Source organism: Microbacterium arborescens, from assembly GCF_030369635.1.
GTDB lineage: Bacteria > Actinomycetota > Actinomycetes > Actinomycetales > Microbacteriaceae > Microbacterium.
In genome coordinates this window covers 341,357-357,364 of the sequence record NZ_CP128474.1, presented here as the reverse complement: position 1 = coordinate 357,364, position 16,008 = coordinate 341,357, and the positions used below count along the sequence as shown (strand labels likewise).

General features: G+C 69.9%; 13 protein-coding genes. 3 read left to right on the top strand and 10 right to left on the bottom strand.

Annotated features, from left to right (window positions below; genetic code table 11):
* Nucleotides 1-4: 4 nt before the first annotated feature.
* The 5 genes from QUC20_RS01700 to QUC20_RS01680 form a co-directional block, all read right to left on the bottom strand.
* The gene (locus QUC20_RS01700) at nt 5-829 is read right to left on the bottom strand and encodes a UbiA family prenyltransferase (RefSeq protein WP_289330744.1); all 825 of its coding nucleotides are present in this window, start codon (nt 827-829) and stop codon (nt 5-7) included.
* A gap of 608 nt (nt 830-1,437) precedes the next feature.
* On the bottom strand, nt 1,438-3,663 hold the full coding sequence (locus QUC20_RS01695; protein WP_289330743.1) for an ATP-dependent Clp protease ATP-binding subunit: 2,226 nt from the start codon (nt 3,661-3,663) through the stop codon (nt 1,438-1,440).
* Between the two features lie 64 nt (nt 3,664-3,727).
* Nucleotides 3,728-4,726 (bottom strand): helix-turn-helix domain-containing protein, encoded by a 999-nt coding sequence (locus QUC20_RS01690; RefSeq protein ID WP_289330742.1) that lies wholly within the window; start codon nt 4,724-4,726, stop codon nt 3,728-3,730.
* A 261-nt stretch (nt 4,727-4,987) separates the two neighbouring features.
* Nucleotides 4,988-6,094, bottom strand: coding sequence for a glycosyltransferase family 4 protein (locus tag QUC20_RS01685; protein WP_289331547.1), 1,107 nt, complete (start codon nt 6,092-6,094; stop codon nt 4,988-4,990).
* 2 nt (nt 6,095-6,096) lie between these two features.
* Entirely contained in the window at nt 6,097-7,245 is a 1,149-nt protein-coding gene (locus QUC20_RS01680) for a glycosyltransferase (protein WP_396652162.1), read from the bottom strand.
* 243 nt (nt 7,246-7,488) lie between these two features.
* Here QUC20_RS01680 and QUC20_RS01675 point away from each other — a divergent pair, with 243 nt between their 5' ends.
* Complete coding sequence (locus QUC20_RS01675; protein ID WP_120263653.1) at nt 7,489-8,082, top strand: hypothetical protein; 594 nt, start codon at nt 7,489-7,491, stop codon at nt 8,080-8,082.
* A gap of 106 nt (nt 8,083-8,188) precedes the next feature.
* On the opposite strand, the gene QUC20_RS01670 is transcribed toward QUC20_RS01675, so the two are convergent.
* From QUC20_RS01670 to dnaK, 5 genes are all read right to left on the bottom strand, one after another.
* Nucleotides 8,189-9,073 carry a DUF559 domain-containing protein gene (locus QUC20_RS01670; protein WP_289330741.1) on the bottom strand — a complete coding sequence of 295 codons (885 nt, stop codon included), beginning with the start codon at nt 9,071-9,073 and terminating at the stop codon, nt 8,189-8,191.
* 260 nt (nt 9,074-9,333) lie between these two features.
* Nucleotides 9,334-9,783: a heat shock protein transcriptional repressor HspR gene (locus tag QUC20_RS01665; RefSeq protein WP_289330740.1), complete on the bottom strand. Its 450-nt coding sequence runs from the start codon at nt 9,781-9,783 to the stop codon at nt 9,334-9,336.
* A gap of 93 nt (nt 9,784-9,876) precedes the next feature.
* Nucleotides 9,877-10,881 carry a DnaJ C-terminal domain-containing protein gene (locus QUC20_RS01660; protein WP_120263655.1) on the bottom strand — a complete coding sequence of 335 codons (1,005 nt, stop codon included), beginning with the start codon at nt 10,879-10,881 and terminating at the stop codon, nt 9,877-9,879.
* 11 nt (nt 10,882-10,892) lie between these two features.
* A complete protein-coding gene (locus tag QUC20_RS01655) occupies nt 10,893-11,519 on the bottom strand; it encodes a nucleotide exchange factor GrpE (RefSeq protein ID WP_289330739.1) in 627 nt (208 codons plus the stop codon).
* Between the two features lie 2 nt (nt 11,520-11,521).
* Nucleotides 11,522-13,390, bottom strand: a complete 1,869-nt coding sequence (gene dnaK, locus QUC20_RS01650; RefSeq protein ID WP_120263657.1) for a molecular chaperone DnaK — start codon at nt 13,388-13,390, stop codon at nt 11,522-11,524.
* Between the two features lie 328 nt (nt 13,391-13,718).
* Between dnaK and QUC20_RS01645 the strand changes: the two genes are divergently transcribed.
* The gene (locus QUC20_RS01645; protein WP_120263658.1) at nt 13,719-14,438 is read left to right on the top strand and encodes a response regulator transcription factor; all 720 of its coding nucleotides are present in this window, start codon (nt 13,719-13,721) and stop codon (nt 14,436-14,438) included.
* 110 nt (nt 14,439-14,548) lie between these two features.
* Nucleotides 14,549-16,006, top strand: a complete 1,458-nt coding sequence (locus QUC20_RS01640) for an MFS transporter (RefSeq protein WP_289330738.1) — start codon at nt 14,549-14,551, stop codon at nt 16,004-16,006.
* Nucleotides 16,007-16,008 lie beyond the last annotated feature (2 nt).

Here is a 16,008-nt window from a genome sequence, read left to right as displayed (position 1 = left end):
CGCATCAGCGCAGCGACCCTGCGGCCACCACCAGTTGGGCCGCCAGCACGAGGGCCGCGGCCATGACCAGACGGAACCCGGTGCGATCGGGACCGCGCAGCCGCATCCGCACCACGACGGCGATCGCGAGCGCCAGCACCGCCCCGAAGAACAGCCACGGCAAGACGCCGTCGCTCCGTCCGCCGATGAGCACCGCGATCGCGGCCACGACGATGCCGGCCACCGCGACGACCACCGAAATGGGTGCTCCGAGGCGGTGCGGCAGCCCGCGCACGCCCGTGTCGCGGTCGTCGTCGAGGTCGGGCAGGACATTCGTCAGGTGCACAGCGGCCCCGAGCGCCGCACCCGCGACCGCCGCGAAGGGTGCCGCGAGCGTCGGGTCGGAGGAAGAAAGGGTGGCGAGAGAGGGGAAGAGCCCGAAGCTCACCAGAAACGGCACGACCGACAACGGTGAGGATTTCAGCCCCAGGTTGTACGACCAGGCCGACACGATCGTGACGGCATGCGCGAGCAGCATCCCCCACCCGAGCACCGCCGACAGAGCCAGCGCGATGACGACCGAGCCCGACGCCGCGATCCACGCCGAACGGTTCGAGACCTCACCTCGGACGAGGGGCTTGTCGGTCCGGCCGACAGCGCGGTCGCGCTCGCGGTCGATCGCGTCGTTGGAGATGCCGATCGAGAGCTGACCGAACAGCACGGACGTCACGAGCACCGCCAGCCGCCACGGCTCGAGCCCGGCCGCGAGCCCGAGCGCCAGAGCGAGGGCCGTCACGACGACCGATGGACCCGGGTGTGAGGCGCCCCACAGGGCCCGGACCGTGCGCATAGCCTCAACACTCTCACGCCGCCGCCGCCCGCCCCGCGTGGCTTGCGCGCGCCGGCCCGGCCGCTTCGCGGCCTGCCGCGCCGCGCCGTGCCGGGGTCGGGCCGTGCCGTGTCGGGCTGTGCCGTGTCAGGCCGTGCCGGGCCGAGCGGGGGGCCGCCAACAGGCTGGATGAGATCAACCGCCACGGGAAACACCCCCACGCGAGGCTCAGCCTGACGACGGGACAGCAACCCACGCCGACCACCGGCCACCGGCCGCCCGCCGCCCGCCGCGCGCAGCTCGACCCGCTCCGGTCCGGCCACCGCCCGGCCAGCTGTGCCGCCAACAGGCTCAACGGCCTCCGACACCGCGGGAAAGCTCCCCATGCGAGGCTCAGCCTGACGACGAGATAGCAACCCACGCCGACCACCGGCCACCCGCCACCCGCCGCGCGCAGCTCGCCCCGCTCCGGTCCGGCCACCACCCGGCCAGCTGTGCCGCCAACAGGCTCAACGGCCTCCGACACCGCGGGAAACACCCCCCACGCGAGGCTCAGCCTGACGACGGGACCCAACACCCAACACCCAGCACCCAGCACCCAGCACAGCCGCCGCTCGCGGCACCGGGGATCAGTCGTCGAGCAGCTCGGCCTCGATCACGTCGTCGTCTCCTCCGGCACCTGCCGGCGCGGCGGGCTCCGCCGCGCCGGCGCTGGTGAGCACGAGCGTGGAACCGTCGGCGGCGACGTCGACTCGCACGATGTCACCGTCGTGCACCCCGCCCGAGAGGATGGCCATCGCGAGGCGGTCCTGGATCTCGGACTGGATGAGGCGGCGCAGCGGCCGGGCCCCGAACACGGGGTCGTAGCCGCGCTCGGCGAGCCAGGCGCGCGCGTCGGGCGTGACGGCGAGCGAGAGGCGCCGGTCCTTGAGCCGCCGCTGCAGCGCGTCGACGGACAGTTCGACGATCTGCGCGAGGTCGTCCTGGCTCAGCGCCTCGAACATGACGGTGTCGTCGAGGCGGTTGAGGAACTCCGGACGGAACGCCTGGCGCAGCAGGATCTGCACCTGCTCGCGCTTCTGCTCGAGGCTCAGCGTCGGGTCGATGAGGATCGGCGAACCGAGGTTCGACGTGAGGATCAGGATGACGTTGCGGAAGTCGACCGTGCGGCCCTGGCCATCGGTGAGGCGACCATCGTCCATGACCTGCAGCAGCACGTCGAACACCTCGGGGTGCGCCTTCTCGACCTCATCGAGCAGCACGACCGAGTACGGGCGCCGCCGCACGGCCTCGGTGAGCTGGCCGCCCTGCTCGTAGCCGATGTATCCCGGAGGGGCTCCGACGAGCCGCGAGACCGAGTGCTTCTCGCCGTACTCCGACATGTCGATGCGCACCATGGCGTGCTCGTCGTCGAAGAGGAATTCTGCGAGGGCCTTCGCGAGCTCGGTCTTGCCGACGCCGGTGGGGCCGAGGAAGAGGAACGAGCCGGTCGGACGGTTCGGGTCGCTGATGCCCGCACGCGAGCGTCGCACGGCGTCGGCGACCGCCTTCACCGCGACCTTCTGACCGATGAGGCGCTTGCCGAGCTCGGACTCGAGTCGCACGAGCTTCTCGGTCTCGCCCTGCAGCAGGCGTCCGACGGGGATGCCGGTCCACGCGGCGATCACGGCGGCGATGTCCTCGTCGGTGACCTGCTCGTTGACCATGCGTTCGGGACCGTCGACGGCGGTCTCGGCGCGCTCCGCCTCGACGACCTCGCGTTCGAGCGCGGGGATCTCGGCGTAGAGCAGGCGCGAGGCCTTCTCGAGGTTGCCCTCGCGCTGAGCGCGTTCGGCTTCGACACGAGCGGCGTCGAGGCGCGTCTTGAGGTCACCGACGCGGTTCAGGGATGCACGCTCCCGCTCCCACCGCGCCTGCAGGTCGTCGAGCTTCTGCTGCTCGTCCTTGAGGGTCGCCCGGAGGGCTTCGAGACGCTCGCGCGAAGCGGCATCCTTCTCCTTCTTCAGCGCGAGCTCCTCGAGCTTGAGCCGGTCGACGTGGCGGCGCAGCTCGTCGATCTCGAGCGGCGCCGAGTCGATCTCCATGCGCAGGCGCGAGGCGGCCTCGTCGATCAGGTCGATCGCTTTGTCGGGCAGCTGGCGGGCCGGGATGTACCGGTTGGACAGGGATGCCGCGGCCACGAGGGCGCCGTCGGAGATCGCCACCTTGTGGTGGGCCTCGTAGCGCTCCTTGAGTCCGCGGAGGATCGCGATGGTGTCCTCGACGCTCGGCTCGCCGACGTAGACCTGCTGGAAACGGCGCTCGAGGGCGGCGTCCTTCTCGATGAACTCGCGGTACTCGTCGAGGGTTGTCGCACCGATGAGCCGGAGCTCGCCGCGGGCGAGCATGGGCTTGAGCATGTTGGATGCGGCGACCGACCCTTCACCGCCGCCGGCACCCATGAGGACGTGCAGCTCGTCGATGAAGGTGATGATCCGGCCGTCGGACTCGGTGATCTCCTTGAGCACGCTCTTCAGGCGCTCCTCGAACTGGCCGCGGTACATGGCGCCGGCCACGAGCGCGGAGATGTCGAGCGACACGAGCTCTTTGTTCTTCAGGCTCTCGGCGACGTCACCGGCGACGATGCGCTGGGCGAGGCCCTCGACGACGGCGGTCTTGCCGACGCCGGGTTCGCCGATGAGGACGGGGTTGTTCTTCGTGCGTCGTGTGAGCACCTGGCTGACGCGGCGGATCTCGCTGTCACGTCCGATGACGGGGTCGAGCTTGCCTTGCCGGGCGCGGTCGGTGAGGTTGATCCCGAACTGCTCGAGGGCGCTCTGCGCCTCCTCCTGTCCGGGCTGTTGCGTGGCGTTCATATCTCTCCTGAAATCTCTCGGCTCAAACTTGAGCCTGTGTGACTCAAGTTTATCACCGTGTTGCTCAGGACGCTACGGCCTCCGGCGCGACACCGGCCACCGAAGCGGCCTCGGGCGTGCAGGCGAAGCGAGCGCGGTATGCCGATGGGCTCACCCCCAGGGCGCGGGCGAAGTTCTGCCGCAGGACGGACGCGGAACCGAAGCCGCTGTCGGCCGCGATCTGATCGAGGCCGAGATCGGTCTGCTCGAGCAATCGCTGCGCGCGCAGGATCCGCTGCCGCCCGAGCCACGCCGCCGGGGTCGTCCCGTAGTCGGCCTTGAATCGTCGGGCGAACGTCCGCGGCGACATGTGCGCGCGCGAGGCGAGCAGATCGACGGACAGATCGAGGTCGAGATTCGCGATCATCCAGTCGGTGATCGGCGCGAGCGACAGCGACGACGCCTCGGGAAGGGGACGGGCGATGAACTGGGCCTGTCCGCCGTCGCGGAGGGGCGGAACCACCATCCGTCGGGCGATGGTGTTCGCCGCCTCGGCGCCGAGCTCGATGCGCAGCAGGTGCAGGCAGGCGTCGAGGCCGGCCGCCGTGCCCGCCGAGGTGATGATCCGGTCCGACTGGACGTACAGCACGTCGGGATCGACCTCGATGCGCGGGTACATGCGTGCCATCGTCTCGGCGTAGCGCCAGTGGGTCGTCGCGCGCTTGCCGTCGAGCACACCGGATGCCGCCACCACGAAGGCTCCACTGCAGACGGTGAGCACCCAGGCGCCGCGCTCGACTGCGCGACACACCACGGCCGTCACCCGCTCGTCGACGGCATCCCAACTCTCGCGCGGGATGGGTGTGATGATCACCAGGTCGGCCTCGTCGGCGAACTCGAGGCCCGCGTCGACGTTGAGCGAGAACGCGAGGTTGGCCGGAACCACGCCGGGATCGGGCGTCACGACACGGAAATCGAAGTTCGGGATGCCCTCGTCGGATCGGTCGAGGCCGAACGCCTCGCACGCGAGGCCGAACTCGAATGGCGCGAATCCGGGCTGGACGACGCAGGCGACCGTGTGCATGGCAGGATTCCTCCGAATACCGTCTCGTCCGCCAGTGTCGGCAGGATGACGCCAATCGTAGCGTTTCTGCCATGGATTCCGACTTGCTTCTCGTCGCCGTCATCGTCGCTGTCGTCGCTGCGTCGATCGCCACCCTCGCGGTCGTCGCGCACGACGGTTACCGCCGTGTGCCCACCGACGCGTCGCGCCTACCTCGGCCGGCGGAGGTGGCCCCGGGGCCTCGCGACGGCGGGCGCCCCGCGAAGAGGATCGCGGCGGACGTCAGCGAGCGCGGAGCGCGCGGGCGCGACGGGATGCCGCGAGCAGTCGCGACGCCGATTCCACCCAGGTGAACCGCGCGATGTGGGCGCGGCCCGCCGCCACGAGCCCCGCACGGGCAGCGTCGTCGTCGAGCGAGACGACGGCCGCCGCGAAGGCACGCGGATCGCGCGGCGGCACGTAGAGCGCCCCGTCGCCGCCGACCTCGTGGAAGATCTCCATGTCGCTCACCACCGCGGGCACTCCGAGCGCGAGCGCCTCGGCGATCGGCAGCCCGTAGCCCTCGTCCAGGCTCAACGTCGCGAGCATACCGGCGTCGGCGAGGAGCGCCGCGTACTCGGCATCCGTCACCCCGCCGTGGAAGACGATGCGGGCGTCGGCGGGCGCGAGCTTCTCGAGCTCGGCGCGCCGGCCGTCCGAGATGCGGCTCAGCAGGTGCAGTGTGCGACCCGGCAGCCACTGCATCGCCCGGACGAGCGTCTCGACGTTCTTGTAGGGCATGAACGAGCCCATGTAGACGATGTTCCGCGGCTTGGCGGCCCCCGGCATCGCCGTCGCCGGTGCGAGGTCGGCCAGACGCTGCGGAGCGTTGGGCAGCACGACCACCTCGCGCTTGGTCAGCTTCACGTCGGCGAACTGCCGCTTGCTCGTCTCGCTCACCGTCGCGACGAGGTCAGCGGCGTTGAGCGTCGCCCGCTGCGGCGCGTACGAGAGGTGGAAGAGGCGCCATCCCAGACGGACGAACCACGGCAGGTCGCGCGGAGGTGTGCGGTGCCGGTAGTAGATCGTGTCATGGAGCGTCAGGATCAGCGCGAATCGGCGACCGAGGGCACCGATGGTCTGCATCGGCGAGTAGACCACGTCGGGACGGTGACGGTTCAGACGCAGGGCGGCGAAGGGCTCGAGCATCGAGGTCGGTGCGTGCAGCACGACGTGGGGGGCTCCCTCGGGCAGGAACGCGATCTGCGCGGGGTCGTGCACGATGAACGTGACCTCGACGTCCTCGGCGGGCGCCGCCGCGAACACCGCGTGCGCGAGCTCGTGCGAGAACCGGCTGATGCCGTCGTGGAAGTCGGTGCGGATGTAACGCGCGTCGAAGAACAGCCGCATCGTCACGCGTCGAGCGGCTCGCCGCGGTAGAGCTTCTCGAAGGTGTCGAGAGTGCGCTCGATGTCGTGGATCTCGACGCCGTCGAGCGAGGCCTGCTGCATCCGCAGGTACTCCTCGGGCGATGCGGTGAGCACCCGACGCAGCTTGTCCGCGAGATCGTCGACGTCGCCGGGTTCGAAGAGGTAACCGTTGACACCCGACTGTACGAGGTGGGGCAGCGCGACGGCATCCGCCGCCACGATCGGCAGCCCCGAGGCCATGGCCTCCATCGTCGCGATCGACTGCAGCTCGGCGATCGACGCGATCGCGAACACATCCGCCCGCGTGTACGCGGCACGCAGGTCGGCTTCATCGGTGCGCCCGAAGAACGTGACGCGATCGCTGATGCCCAGCTGCTGCGCGGTCTGCTCGAGGTTCCGACGCTGGTCGCCGCCGCCGACGATGTCGAAGTGGACGTCGAGCTCGGGCGCGAGCTTGGCGACGGCCTTCAGGGTGACCTCGACATGCTTCTCGGTCGTGAGGCGACCGACGAACAGGATGCGACGGTGCTCGCGCGGGGTGAGGTCGGGGGTGTAGTTGCGCTTGTCGATGCCGCAGCTGATCGGGATGACGCCCGAGATGTCGATCGTGTCCTCGAGGAACTCCGCGGCCTTGCGCGTGGGGGTCGTCACGGCGCGCGACATCAGGAACGTGCGCTTGGCGTCGTCCCAGCAGAGCTTGATGATGATCTTGTCGAGGAACGGCGGGAGCGTCGTGAAGTCGATGACGTTCTCGGCCATGACGTGGTTGGTCGCGACCACCGGGATGCCGCGCTTCCTCGCCTCGCGGGTGAGCCCGCGGCCGATGACGATGTGCGACTGGCTGTGGACGACGTCGGGCTTGACCGAGTCGAGGATGCGCCGCGCGTAGTGCTTCGAGCGCCACGGCAGCACGAAGCGCAGCCAGTCGTGCGGGTACCAGCGCCATCCGGGGAGGCGATGGACGGTGAGGTCCGCGCCCTCGATGTTCTCGGTGAAGACGCCCGACTGCGAGTGCTTCACGCTCGGCGTCACGACGTGGACATCGTGACCGCGAGCGGCGAGGCCGGCGGAGAGCCGCTCGGCGAAGCGGGCGGCTCCGTTGACGTCGGGGGCGAAGGTGTCGGCGCCCATCACGATGGTCAGAGGTGCGCGCGAGCTGGCGGCGGGAACACCCTCGTTCGTCGTGGATTCGGTCACGGGTCAGGCCCAATCTGTACGGCGGAGTGCCGCCGGCTGTGGCCGACGCGGCGGCCCCGAGCTTACCCGAGCGGTCTTGACGCTTCCGGGAGGCGGCCCGGCGTTGAGGCAAACCGGCCGCACGGGCTGCACGGCGGGCGGACGCGGGAACCCCGGCGGCATCCCTAGGCTGGGGTCATGGCCCGACTCGAAGCCGATGCCGATCCCGCCCGCTGGGTTGCCGTCACCGAATCGTTCGGATTCTCCGGACGCCGCGCCCGCAAGCGCGCGATCGGGATGCTGCTGAGCCAGGCCAACGCCGCGATCGGCGCCGCGCCGCGCCCGGGCGGGCGGTTCGCCGCGTGGGCCGCGAGCCAGGCGGTGCCGATGCTGATGCGACGCGCGAACGGCCGGGTGCGGGCCTGGATGTGGAAAGCCGACCCCGAGCTGCTGGTCGTTCTCGCGCAGATGCAGGAGGCGACGGCGCAGGTGCGGGCGGCGCGGGCGATGATGCCGATGGAGTACGACGACACCGAGGACTTCCGCTCCCCCTACCTGGGGGTGGGCGAGAAGCTCGTGATGACCCTGCCTCCCGATCCGAGGACGCCGCCGTTCGTGTCGTACACGTGGGACACCGGCACCCACCTCGTGACGTTGTCGGCCGTCTGCAGCGACCGCGAGCGCGTGGGAACGGTGCTCGACGAGCTCGATCATCTCGCCCGCTCGCTGCGCGTCGTCGACGATCTGACCCTCGACGAGTCCGCCGGCACCCTGCGCCTTCCTCCCGCCTGACCCCCTCCGCCCCCTCCGCCCCTGCCCGATCGCCGACCCGACGCAAAAGGTCGCCGAATTCCGGCCGGAGCGACCATTCGTGTCGGGTCGGCGAGGGGTTGGGGGGTCAGCTGGTCAACGCTTCGCGCGCACGGAGGAGGACGGCGCGACGCCGCGCGCCGCAGTGGGTTCTGTTCACGCGGATGACGCGCCAGCCGAGACGTGCGAGGTCGTCGAGGCGGTCGACGTCGCGGCCGTACTGCGCGTCGTCGAGCCGATGCTGCTGACCGTCGTACTCCAGGAGCACGCGCCGCTCGGCGTCGACGAGGTCGCCATAGGCCACGAAGTGCCCGGCCTCATCGCGGATGACCGCGTTGACCTCGAAGGTGGTCATCCCGAGGTCCTCGGCGTCGAGACGCAGCTCCGTCTCCGCAACGGAGTCGGTGCGTTCCCGACAGCGTTCGTGCGCGAGTCGGAGTGCACGTACGCCGCGCCGGCCGGACCACGCCGCCACCGCCCCGCCGAGCTGCTCGATGGACAGGACGGGATCATGCCTGCGCATGAGGGAGTCTGCCGCGATGACGAGCTCGCGTTCGCCCATGAGCTCGGCCGATTGGCACCAGGCGACGGCCGGATGCTCGATCGGAACGGGTCCGAACCGCCACCGACTCGCCGCGGCGGCTTCGTGCCCGCGCACCCCCGCACCCCGGGCGCGCCCGAGCGGTCGCGGCGCCGCGACGTCCACCTGCGTGCGCAGCCGCTCTGGAATCCAGCCGCCGACGAGAGCCACTGCCGTGGCATGGCTGATGTGCTCGCCTGCGCGCAACTTCGGCAGATAGGCGGTCACCAGCGCGCGCACGTCCGTCACGGGTGCACGCGAGCGGATGCCGCGGAAGGGCACGGCCAGGTCGGCGGAACGAAGTCTGCCCCGCGTCACACCGGTCGCGCGCGCGGTCCCAACCGTGAAGGCACCCGGCAGCGCCTCGGGGAGCTCAGCAGGAATGCGTGCCACCCGTCCAGACTGACGCTCTCTCGCCCTCTCCTGCGATATCCCCAGCCCGTTCACCATCCGGTCTCCCCCACCCTCGCCTGTGCAGGAACCCCGCCCACCCCGCCCCACCCCCGCCCCACCCTGAACCGACCCGAATGGCCGCTCCGCACGCCGGATAACGACCCTTTGTGTCGGGTCGACGGGGCCGGCTGAGGCTGCGGGGCCGGCTGAGGCTGCGGGGGCGGCTGAGGCTGCGGGGCCGGCTGAGGCTGCGGGGGCGGCTAGGACTGCGGGGCGGTGGGCGGGGCGGCGGGGCGGCGGTAGAGCACGACCTCGGTCGCGCGGCGGACGCGCGCGCCGTGGCGCAGGGTCACGACGGCGCCGGTCGCACCCGCGGCGAACACCCGCGCACCGGGGCGCTGCTGCATCTCGTCGCGAAGACGCTGCTCGAGGTCTCGCACCTCACGCCGAAGGCCCGCGACCTCGTTCTCGAGCTCGAGGATGCGCGCGATAGCGGGCAGGCTGATGCCCTCCGCCGACATCCGAGCCACCTCACGCAGCTGACGGATGTGCCGCAGCGAGTATCGCCGCGACCCGCCCTGCGTGCGCCCGGGCACCACGAGCCCCAGCCGGTCGTACTGCCGGAGGGTCTGCGCGTGCATGGCGGCGAGCTCCGCCGCGGCAGCGATCGCGAAGATCGGGGCGTCCTCGTCGATGTCGTCTTCAGCCATGGTTGGTCACCTCCTGGACGTCGAGATCGTCGTCATCCGGCCCGCCGCACCAGTCCCGTGGCGAACGGGTGCGGCGGGTCGACGACGGGTGTGTCAGCCGCGCGCCTTGTTCATCAGGTCGGCACGCGGGTTCTCGCGGGGTTCGACCTCCGCGAAGCGCTCGAGGGCCGCCCGGGCTTCCTCGTCGAGGTGCGCAGGAACGGCGACCTGGACCTCGGCCAGCAGATCGCCGGTGCCCTTGGACGTGCTCACACCGCGACCCTTGACCCGCAGGACGCGACCCGACGGCGTGCCGGGCGCAACCCGGAGCTTGACGGGGTCGCCGCCGAGCGTCGGAACCTCGATCGTGGCGCCGAGGGCGGCCTCGGTGAAGGTCACCGGAACCACGACGCGCAGGTTGAGCCCATCGCGCGTGAACACCGAGTGCGGGCGGACCGTGACGGCCACGACGATGTCACCCGGCTCGCCGCCGTCGGGCGAGGGCCGCCCGCGGCCGCGCAGCCGGATCTTCTGGCCGTCCTTGACGCCTGCGGGGATCTTCACCTTGAACGGCTTGCCGTCTTCGCCCTGGAGCGTGACGGTGTCGCCGCGCACCGCCGTCGCGAAGTCGAGCGTCGTCCGAGCTGTGACGTCGGCGCCGCGCTGCGGGCCGCCGAAGCCCTGGAATCCGCCGGTCGAGCGGCCGAAGCCGCCCGTCCCGAAGCGGCTGGATCGGCCGGACTGCTGGTTGAACATCGCGAAGATGTCGTCGAAGTCCGCGCCGCGCGCTCCGGCGCCGCCTCGAGCCCCCTGGTTGAAGGCGCTGAAGACGTCTTCGAAGCCACCCGCGCCCTGGCCACCCGCGGTGAAGCGGGCGCTGCCCGACCCCATCGCTCGGATCTGGTCGTACTCGGCGCGCTGCTCCTTGTCGGAGAGCACGGAGTACGCCTCGCTGATCTCCTTGAACTTCGCCTCGGCCGCAGCATCGCCCTGCGTCGAGTCGGGGTGGTATTTGCGCGCGAGCTTGCGGTAGGTCTTCTTCAGGTCGCTGTCGGAGACGTCCTTGGAGACGCCCAGCACCTTGTAGAAGTCCTTATCGAACCAGTCCTGACTGGCCATGTCGTTGCCTCCTATTCGGCCGGCACGGCGACGACGACCTTCGCCGGACGCAGCTCGATGCTGCCGAGGCGGTAGCCGACCTCGACGACCTCGAGGATCGTCGGCTCGGCCGTGCCCGGGGTGGGCGCCTGGAAGATCGCCTCGTGCTGCTGCGGGTCGAACGCGTCGCCCGCGGCGCCGTAGGACTCGACACCCAGTCGCGCCACGACCCCGCGCAGCTTGTCCGCGATCACCGCGAGCGGCGATCCCTCGACGAGGTCGCCGTGCTTGTCGGCACGGTCGAGGTCGTCGAGCACGGGCAGCAGACCCTTGGCGACCGAGCCCTTGGCGCGCTCGATCTCGACCTCGCGCTGCTCCTCGGTGCGCCGACGGTAGTTGGCGTACTCGGCCTGCACGCGCTTGAGGTCGAGCACGAGGTCGTGCTCCTCGGCAGGCGCTTCGGCGACGGCGGCCTCGTCGGACTGCGTCGCGCCGAGGATGTCGTCGATGGTCAGTTCGTCGTCCGCAGCCGCGGCGTCCGCGGCATCCGTTGCTCCGGTGGCCTCGTGCGCGTCGGGGCCGGACGCCTGGGCGTCCGACCCCTCCCCGCCGAGGACCTCGTCTTCGCCGTGCGGCTCTTCGAAGTCCTTGTTGGTCATGATTACTTCTTCTCGTCCTCGTCTTCGACGACCTCGGCGTCGACGACGTCCTCATCGGATGCCGTCGCACCGGCGTCACCGGTCGGAGCGTCGGTCGGGGCACCCTGCGCCTGGTCTGCCTGACCCTGCGCGTAGATGGCCTCACCGAGCTTGCCCTGCGATGCGTTGAGCTTCTCGAACGCGGTCTTCACGGCCTCGTCGTCATCACCAGCGAGTGCGGTCTTCAGCGCGTCGACGTCACCCTGCACCTCGGACTTGACGTCCTCAGGCAGCTTGTCGGCGTTGTCGGCGATGAGCTTCTCGATCGAGTACGACAGGGTCTCGGCCTGGTTGCGCACCTCGGCTGCCTCGCGGCGCTTCTTGTCCTCTGCCGCGTGCTCCTCGGCCTCACGCACCATGCGCTCGATGTCGTCCTTGGGCAGCGACGAGCCGCCGGTGATCGTCATCGACTGCTCCTTGCCGGTGCCCTTGTCCTTCGCCGAGACGTGCACGATGCCGTTGGCGTCGATGTCGAAGGTGACCTCGACCTGCGGGATGCCGCGGGGTGCCGGCGCGATGCCCGTGAGCTCGAACGTGCCGAGCGGCTTGTTGTCGCGGGTGAAGTCGCGCTCGCCCTGGAAGACCTGGATGGCGACCGACGGCTGGTTGTCGTCGGCGGTCGTGAAGGTTTCGCTGCGCTTGGTGGGGATGGCGGTGTTGCGCTCGATGAGCTTCGTCATGATGCCGCCCTTGGTCTCGATGCCGAGGCTCAGGGGGGTCACGTCGATGAGGAGGACGTCCTTGCGCTCGCCCTTGAGGACACCGGCCTGCAGGGCGGCGCCGACGGCGACGACCTCGTCCGGGTTCACGCCCTTGTTGGGCTCCTTGCCGGCTTCCTTCTTCACGAGCTCCGACACGGCGGGCATGCGGGTGGAGCCACCCACGAGCACGACGTGGTCGATGTCGCCGACCTTGATCCCGGCCTCGCGGATGACGTCTTCGAAGGGCTTCTTCGTGCGGTCGAGCAGGTCCTTCGTGAGGTCCTCGAACTTCGCGCGCGACAGCGTCTCCGAGAGCGACACGGGGCCCGAGTCGGTCAGCGAGAGGTACGGCAGGTTGATCGAGGTCGACTGCGAGCTGGAGAGCTCCTTCTTCGCCTGCTCGGCGGCCTCCTTGAGGCGCTGCAGGGCGATCTTGTCGCCCGAGACGTCGACACCGGTCGTGTCCTTGAACTGCTTGATGAGGTACTCGACGATGCGCTGGTCCCAGTCGTCGCCACCGAGGCGGTTGTCACCGGCCGTGGCGCGCACCTGGATCGTCGAGAAGTCGTCGTCCTTGCCCACTTCGAGCAGCGAGACGTCGAAGGTTCCGCCACCGAGGTCGAAGACGAGGATGAGCTCGTCTTCCTTACCCTTGTCGAGGCCGTAGGCCAGCGCGGCGGCGGTCGGCTCGTTGATGATGCGCAGGACGTTCAGGCCCGCGATCTCGCCGGCCTCCTTGGTCGCCTGGCGCTCGGCGTCGTTGAAGTACGCGGGCACGGTGATGACGGCATCCGTCACCGTGTCGCCGAGGTACTGCTCGGCGTCGCGCTTGAGCTTCTGGAGGATGCGAGCCGAGATCTCCTGCGGCGTGTACGCCTTGCCGTCGATCGCCTGGGTCTTCCAGTCGGTGCCCATGTGGCGCTTGACGGAGGTCAGGGTGCGGTCGACGTTGGTGACGGCCTGCCGCTTGGCGGTCTCACCGACGAGGACCTCGCCGTCCTTGGTGAATGCGACGACCGAGGGGGTCGTACGGAGCCCTTCGGCGTTGGCGATGACCTTGGGCTCGCCGCCCTCGAGGACGGCCACGACGGAGTTCGTCGTGCCCAGGTCGATACCCACTGCACGTGCCATGAGTTGTCTCCTTACTTGCGGTTCTGATGGATCTGAAGTCTGCGGCGGCCCAACCTGAGCCGCGATGACTCAACTGTACTCGCGCACCGAAACCATGTCAAGAGAAGTTGAGTCAGGTCGTATCAAGTTCATTGCCGGATGGCGAGGTGCATGACGTCCACCTGAGCCAATTCTGAGCAACCCTGAGGCACGATCATCGGATCCTCTCAGCGGCGCGCTATATGTTGAGTCCACTCATGACAAGAAGCGTGAACCCGAACTCGCCTCTCGTCGACTCCGAGCCCGTGATGGGCGGTCGTCGAGCGTTCCCGCGTGCCCGGAGGCACCCGTGACGCGCAGCGCCGTCGTCATCGAGGATGACGACGACCTCCGCAGCCTGCTCAGCCAGACCCTCGAGCAGCACGGCTTCGCCGTCCACGCCTTCCCCGACGGCCCCGCCGGAGTCGACGCCGTCCGCCACCTGCGTCCGGACCTGACGACCGTCGACGTCAAGCTCGACGGCATCGACGGTTTCGAGGCGGTTCGCCGCATCCGGGCCTTCCACGACGGATACGTGCTCATCATCAGCGCCGTCGACGACGAGACCGCGACGGTCGAGGGCTTCCGCAGCGGAGCCGACGACTACGTCATCAAGCCCTGGCGCCCCTACGAGCTGCGCGCCCGCATCGACGCCCTGATGCGGCGCCCCCGCACCCTCCAGTCACCCGAGAACGTGTCGGGTGGCTGGCTCGAAGCAGGTGGTTTGCGGCTGAGCCCCGGATCGCGCCGCGTCGAACTCGACGGCCGCGCCCTCGATCTGACCCGTTCCGAGTTCGACGTCCTGCAGGCGCTGATGCAGCGCCCCGGTGACGTCGTCGAGAAGGCGTGGATCGCGCTCATGCTGCGCCGTCAGAGCGGTGTCCATGGCGAACACGTCAGCCCCCACGACCTCCACGCGGTCGAGGTGCACCTGATGAACCTGCGCCGCAAGCTCGGCGACGACGGACGCACCGGCCGCTGGATCGAGACAGTGCGCGGCATCGGCTACCGGTTCGCGCGTCGCGACTGAAAAGCGCCCCACCCCGTTCGGCTGCGGATACGCTGACCCCGTCGCGAAGATGCGACGCGCCGCCGACGGGCGGCACCGAGTGTTCACGGAGAGGTCGTAGCGTGCCCGGCATGTCACCCGAGACCGATCCGCCCGGCGGAGGCCGCAGCCCGAAGGCATCCGCGCCGGGGGTTCCCACGCCCCCCACCGCCGCCGACACGCAGGCCCTCGGGCGCATCGCCGCCATGCAGACCCGCGATGTCGACGAGCAGCCCGTCCCCCGGAAGACCGTTGTGTCGTGGGCACTGTGGGACTGGGCGACGCAGCCGTTCAACTCCGTCATCCTCACCTTCGTCTTCGCGTCGCTGTTCCTCGTCTCCGATTCGTTCCTGCCCGCCGACATCGCCGCGCTGCCCGACTCCGACCCGATCAAGGAAGCAGCCCTCGCCGAGCTGGCGAGCGGGTACGGCGTCGCCTCGACAGCTGCCGGCATCCTGATCCTGCTCCTCGCGCCGGTGCTGGGGCAGACCGCCGACCGATCGGGCCGGAAGAAGCGGTGGCTCGGCGTGTTCACCGTCGTCCTCGCGCTGCTGCAGTTCGCGCTGTTCTTCACCTTCGCCGACCCGGCGTACTTCTGGTACGGCGCGATCGTCCTCTCGCTCGGCGCCGTCGTCTCCGAAATCGCGGGCGTCAACTACAACGCCATGCTCGTCGAGGTGTCGACGCCTCGCACGATCGGCCGGGTCAGCGGCCTGGGCTGGGGCCTCGGGTACATCGGCGGCATCGTCGCGCTCACCCTCGTGGTCGTGCTCACCTTGGCCGACTGGTTCGGGATGGACACGAGCAACGGTCTGGCCTACCGGCTCATCGCCGTGGGATGCGGGGTCTGGACGATCGTCTTCGCCATCCCGCTGATGCTGAACGTCCCCGAGCGCTCCGCACCGCACAGCACGGAGAAGGTCGGCTTCTTCGCGGCGTACGCCCACCTGGTCGCCGACATCGCTCGCCTGTATCGCACCGAGCGCCCCACGTTCTGGTTCCTTCTGGCGAGCGCGGTCTATCGCGACGGCCTCGCGGGCGTCTTCGCCTTCGGCGGGGTGCTGGCTGCCCGCGCGTTCGGATTCTCGCCGACGGAGGTCATGGTCTTCGGCATCGCCGCGAACCTCGTCGCCGGCGCGTCCACCATCATCGCGGGACGCTTCGACGACCGTTTCGGAGCGCGAGCCGTGATCATCGCGACCCTCTCGGGGCTCATCGCGGTCGCCGTGCTGCTGTTCGTGCTGCAGGACGCCGGATCGATCGTGTTCTGGATCGCCGGGCTCATCCTCTCGGGATGCGTGGGACCCGCACAGGCGGCGAGCCGCTCACTGCTCGCGCGCGTCACGCCTCCGGGCATGCAGGGTGAGATCTTCGGCCTCTACGCCACGACGGGGCGCGTCGCGAGCTTCCTCTCCCCCGCCATGTGGGCGCTGTTCATCGCCTGGTTCGGCAGCATCATCTGGGGCGTGCTGGGCATCGCCGTGGTGCTGCTTCTCGGGCTCGTGCTGCTGCTCTTCGTGCGCCTGCCGAAGCAGGCCGGCATCCGCTGACC

Coding starts and splice junctions, on each gene's coding strand:
- QUC20_RS01700 (WP_289330744.1), bottom strand. CDS start 829: ATGCGCACGGTCCGGGCCCTGTGGGGCGCCTCACACCCGGGTCCATCG.
- QUC20_RS01640 (WP_289330738.1), top strand. CDS start 14,549: ATGTCACCCGAGACCGATCCGCCCGGCGGAGGCCGCAGCCCGAAGGCA.
- QUC20_RS01695 (WP_289330743.1), bottom strand. CDS start 3,663: ATGAACGCCACGCAACAGCCCGGACAGGAGGAGGCGCAGAGCGCCCTC.
- QUC20_RS01685 (WP_289331547.1), bottom strand. CDS start 6,094: ATGCGGCTGTTCTTCGACGCGCGTTACATCCGCACCGACTTCCACGAC.
- QUC20_RS01675 (WP_120263653.1), top strand. CDS start 7,489: ATGGCCCGACTCGAAGCCGATGCCGATCCCGCCCGCTGGGTTGCCGTC.
- dnaK (WP_120263657.1), bottom strand. CDS start 13,390: ATGGCACGTGCAGTGGGTATCGACCTGGGCACGACGAACTCCGTCGTG.
- QUC20_RS01660 (WP_120263655.1), bottom strand. CDS start 10,881: ATGGCCAGTCAGGACTGGTTCGATAAGGACTTCTACAAGGTGCTGGGC.
- QUC20_RS01680 (WP_396652162.1), bottom strand. CDS start 7,245: ATGGGCGCCGACACCTTCGCCCCCGACGTCAACGGAGCCGCCCGCTTC.
- QUC20_RS01690 (WP_289330742.1), bottom strand. CDS start 4,726: ATGCACACGGTCGCCTGCGTCGTCCAGCCCGGATTCGCGCCATTCGAG.
- QUC20_RS01655 (WP_289330739.1), bottom strand. CDS start 11,519: ATGACCAACAAGGACTTCGAAGAGCCGCACGGCGAAGACGAGGTCCTC.
- QUC20_RS01665 (WP_289330740.1), bottom strand. CDS start 9,783: ATGGCTGAAGACGACATCGACGAGGACGCCCCGATCTTCGCGATCGCT.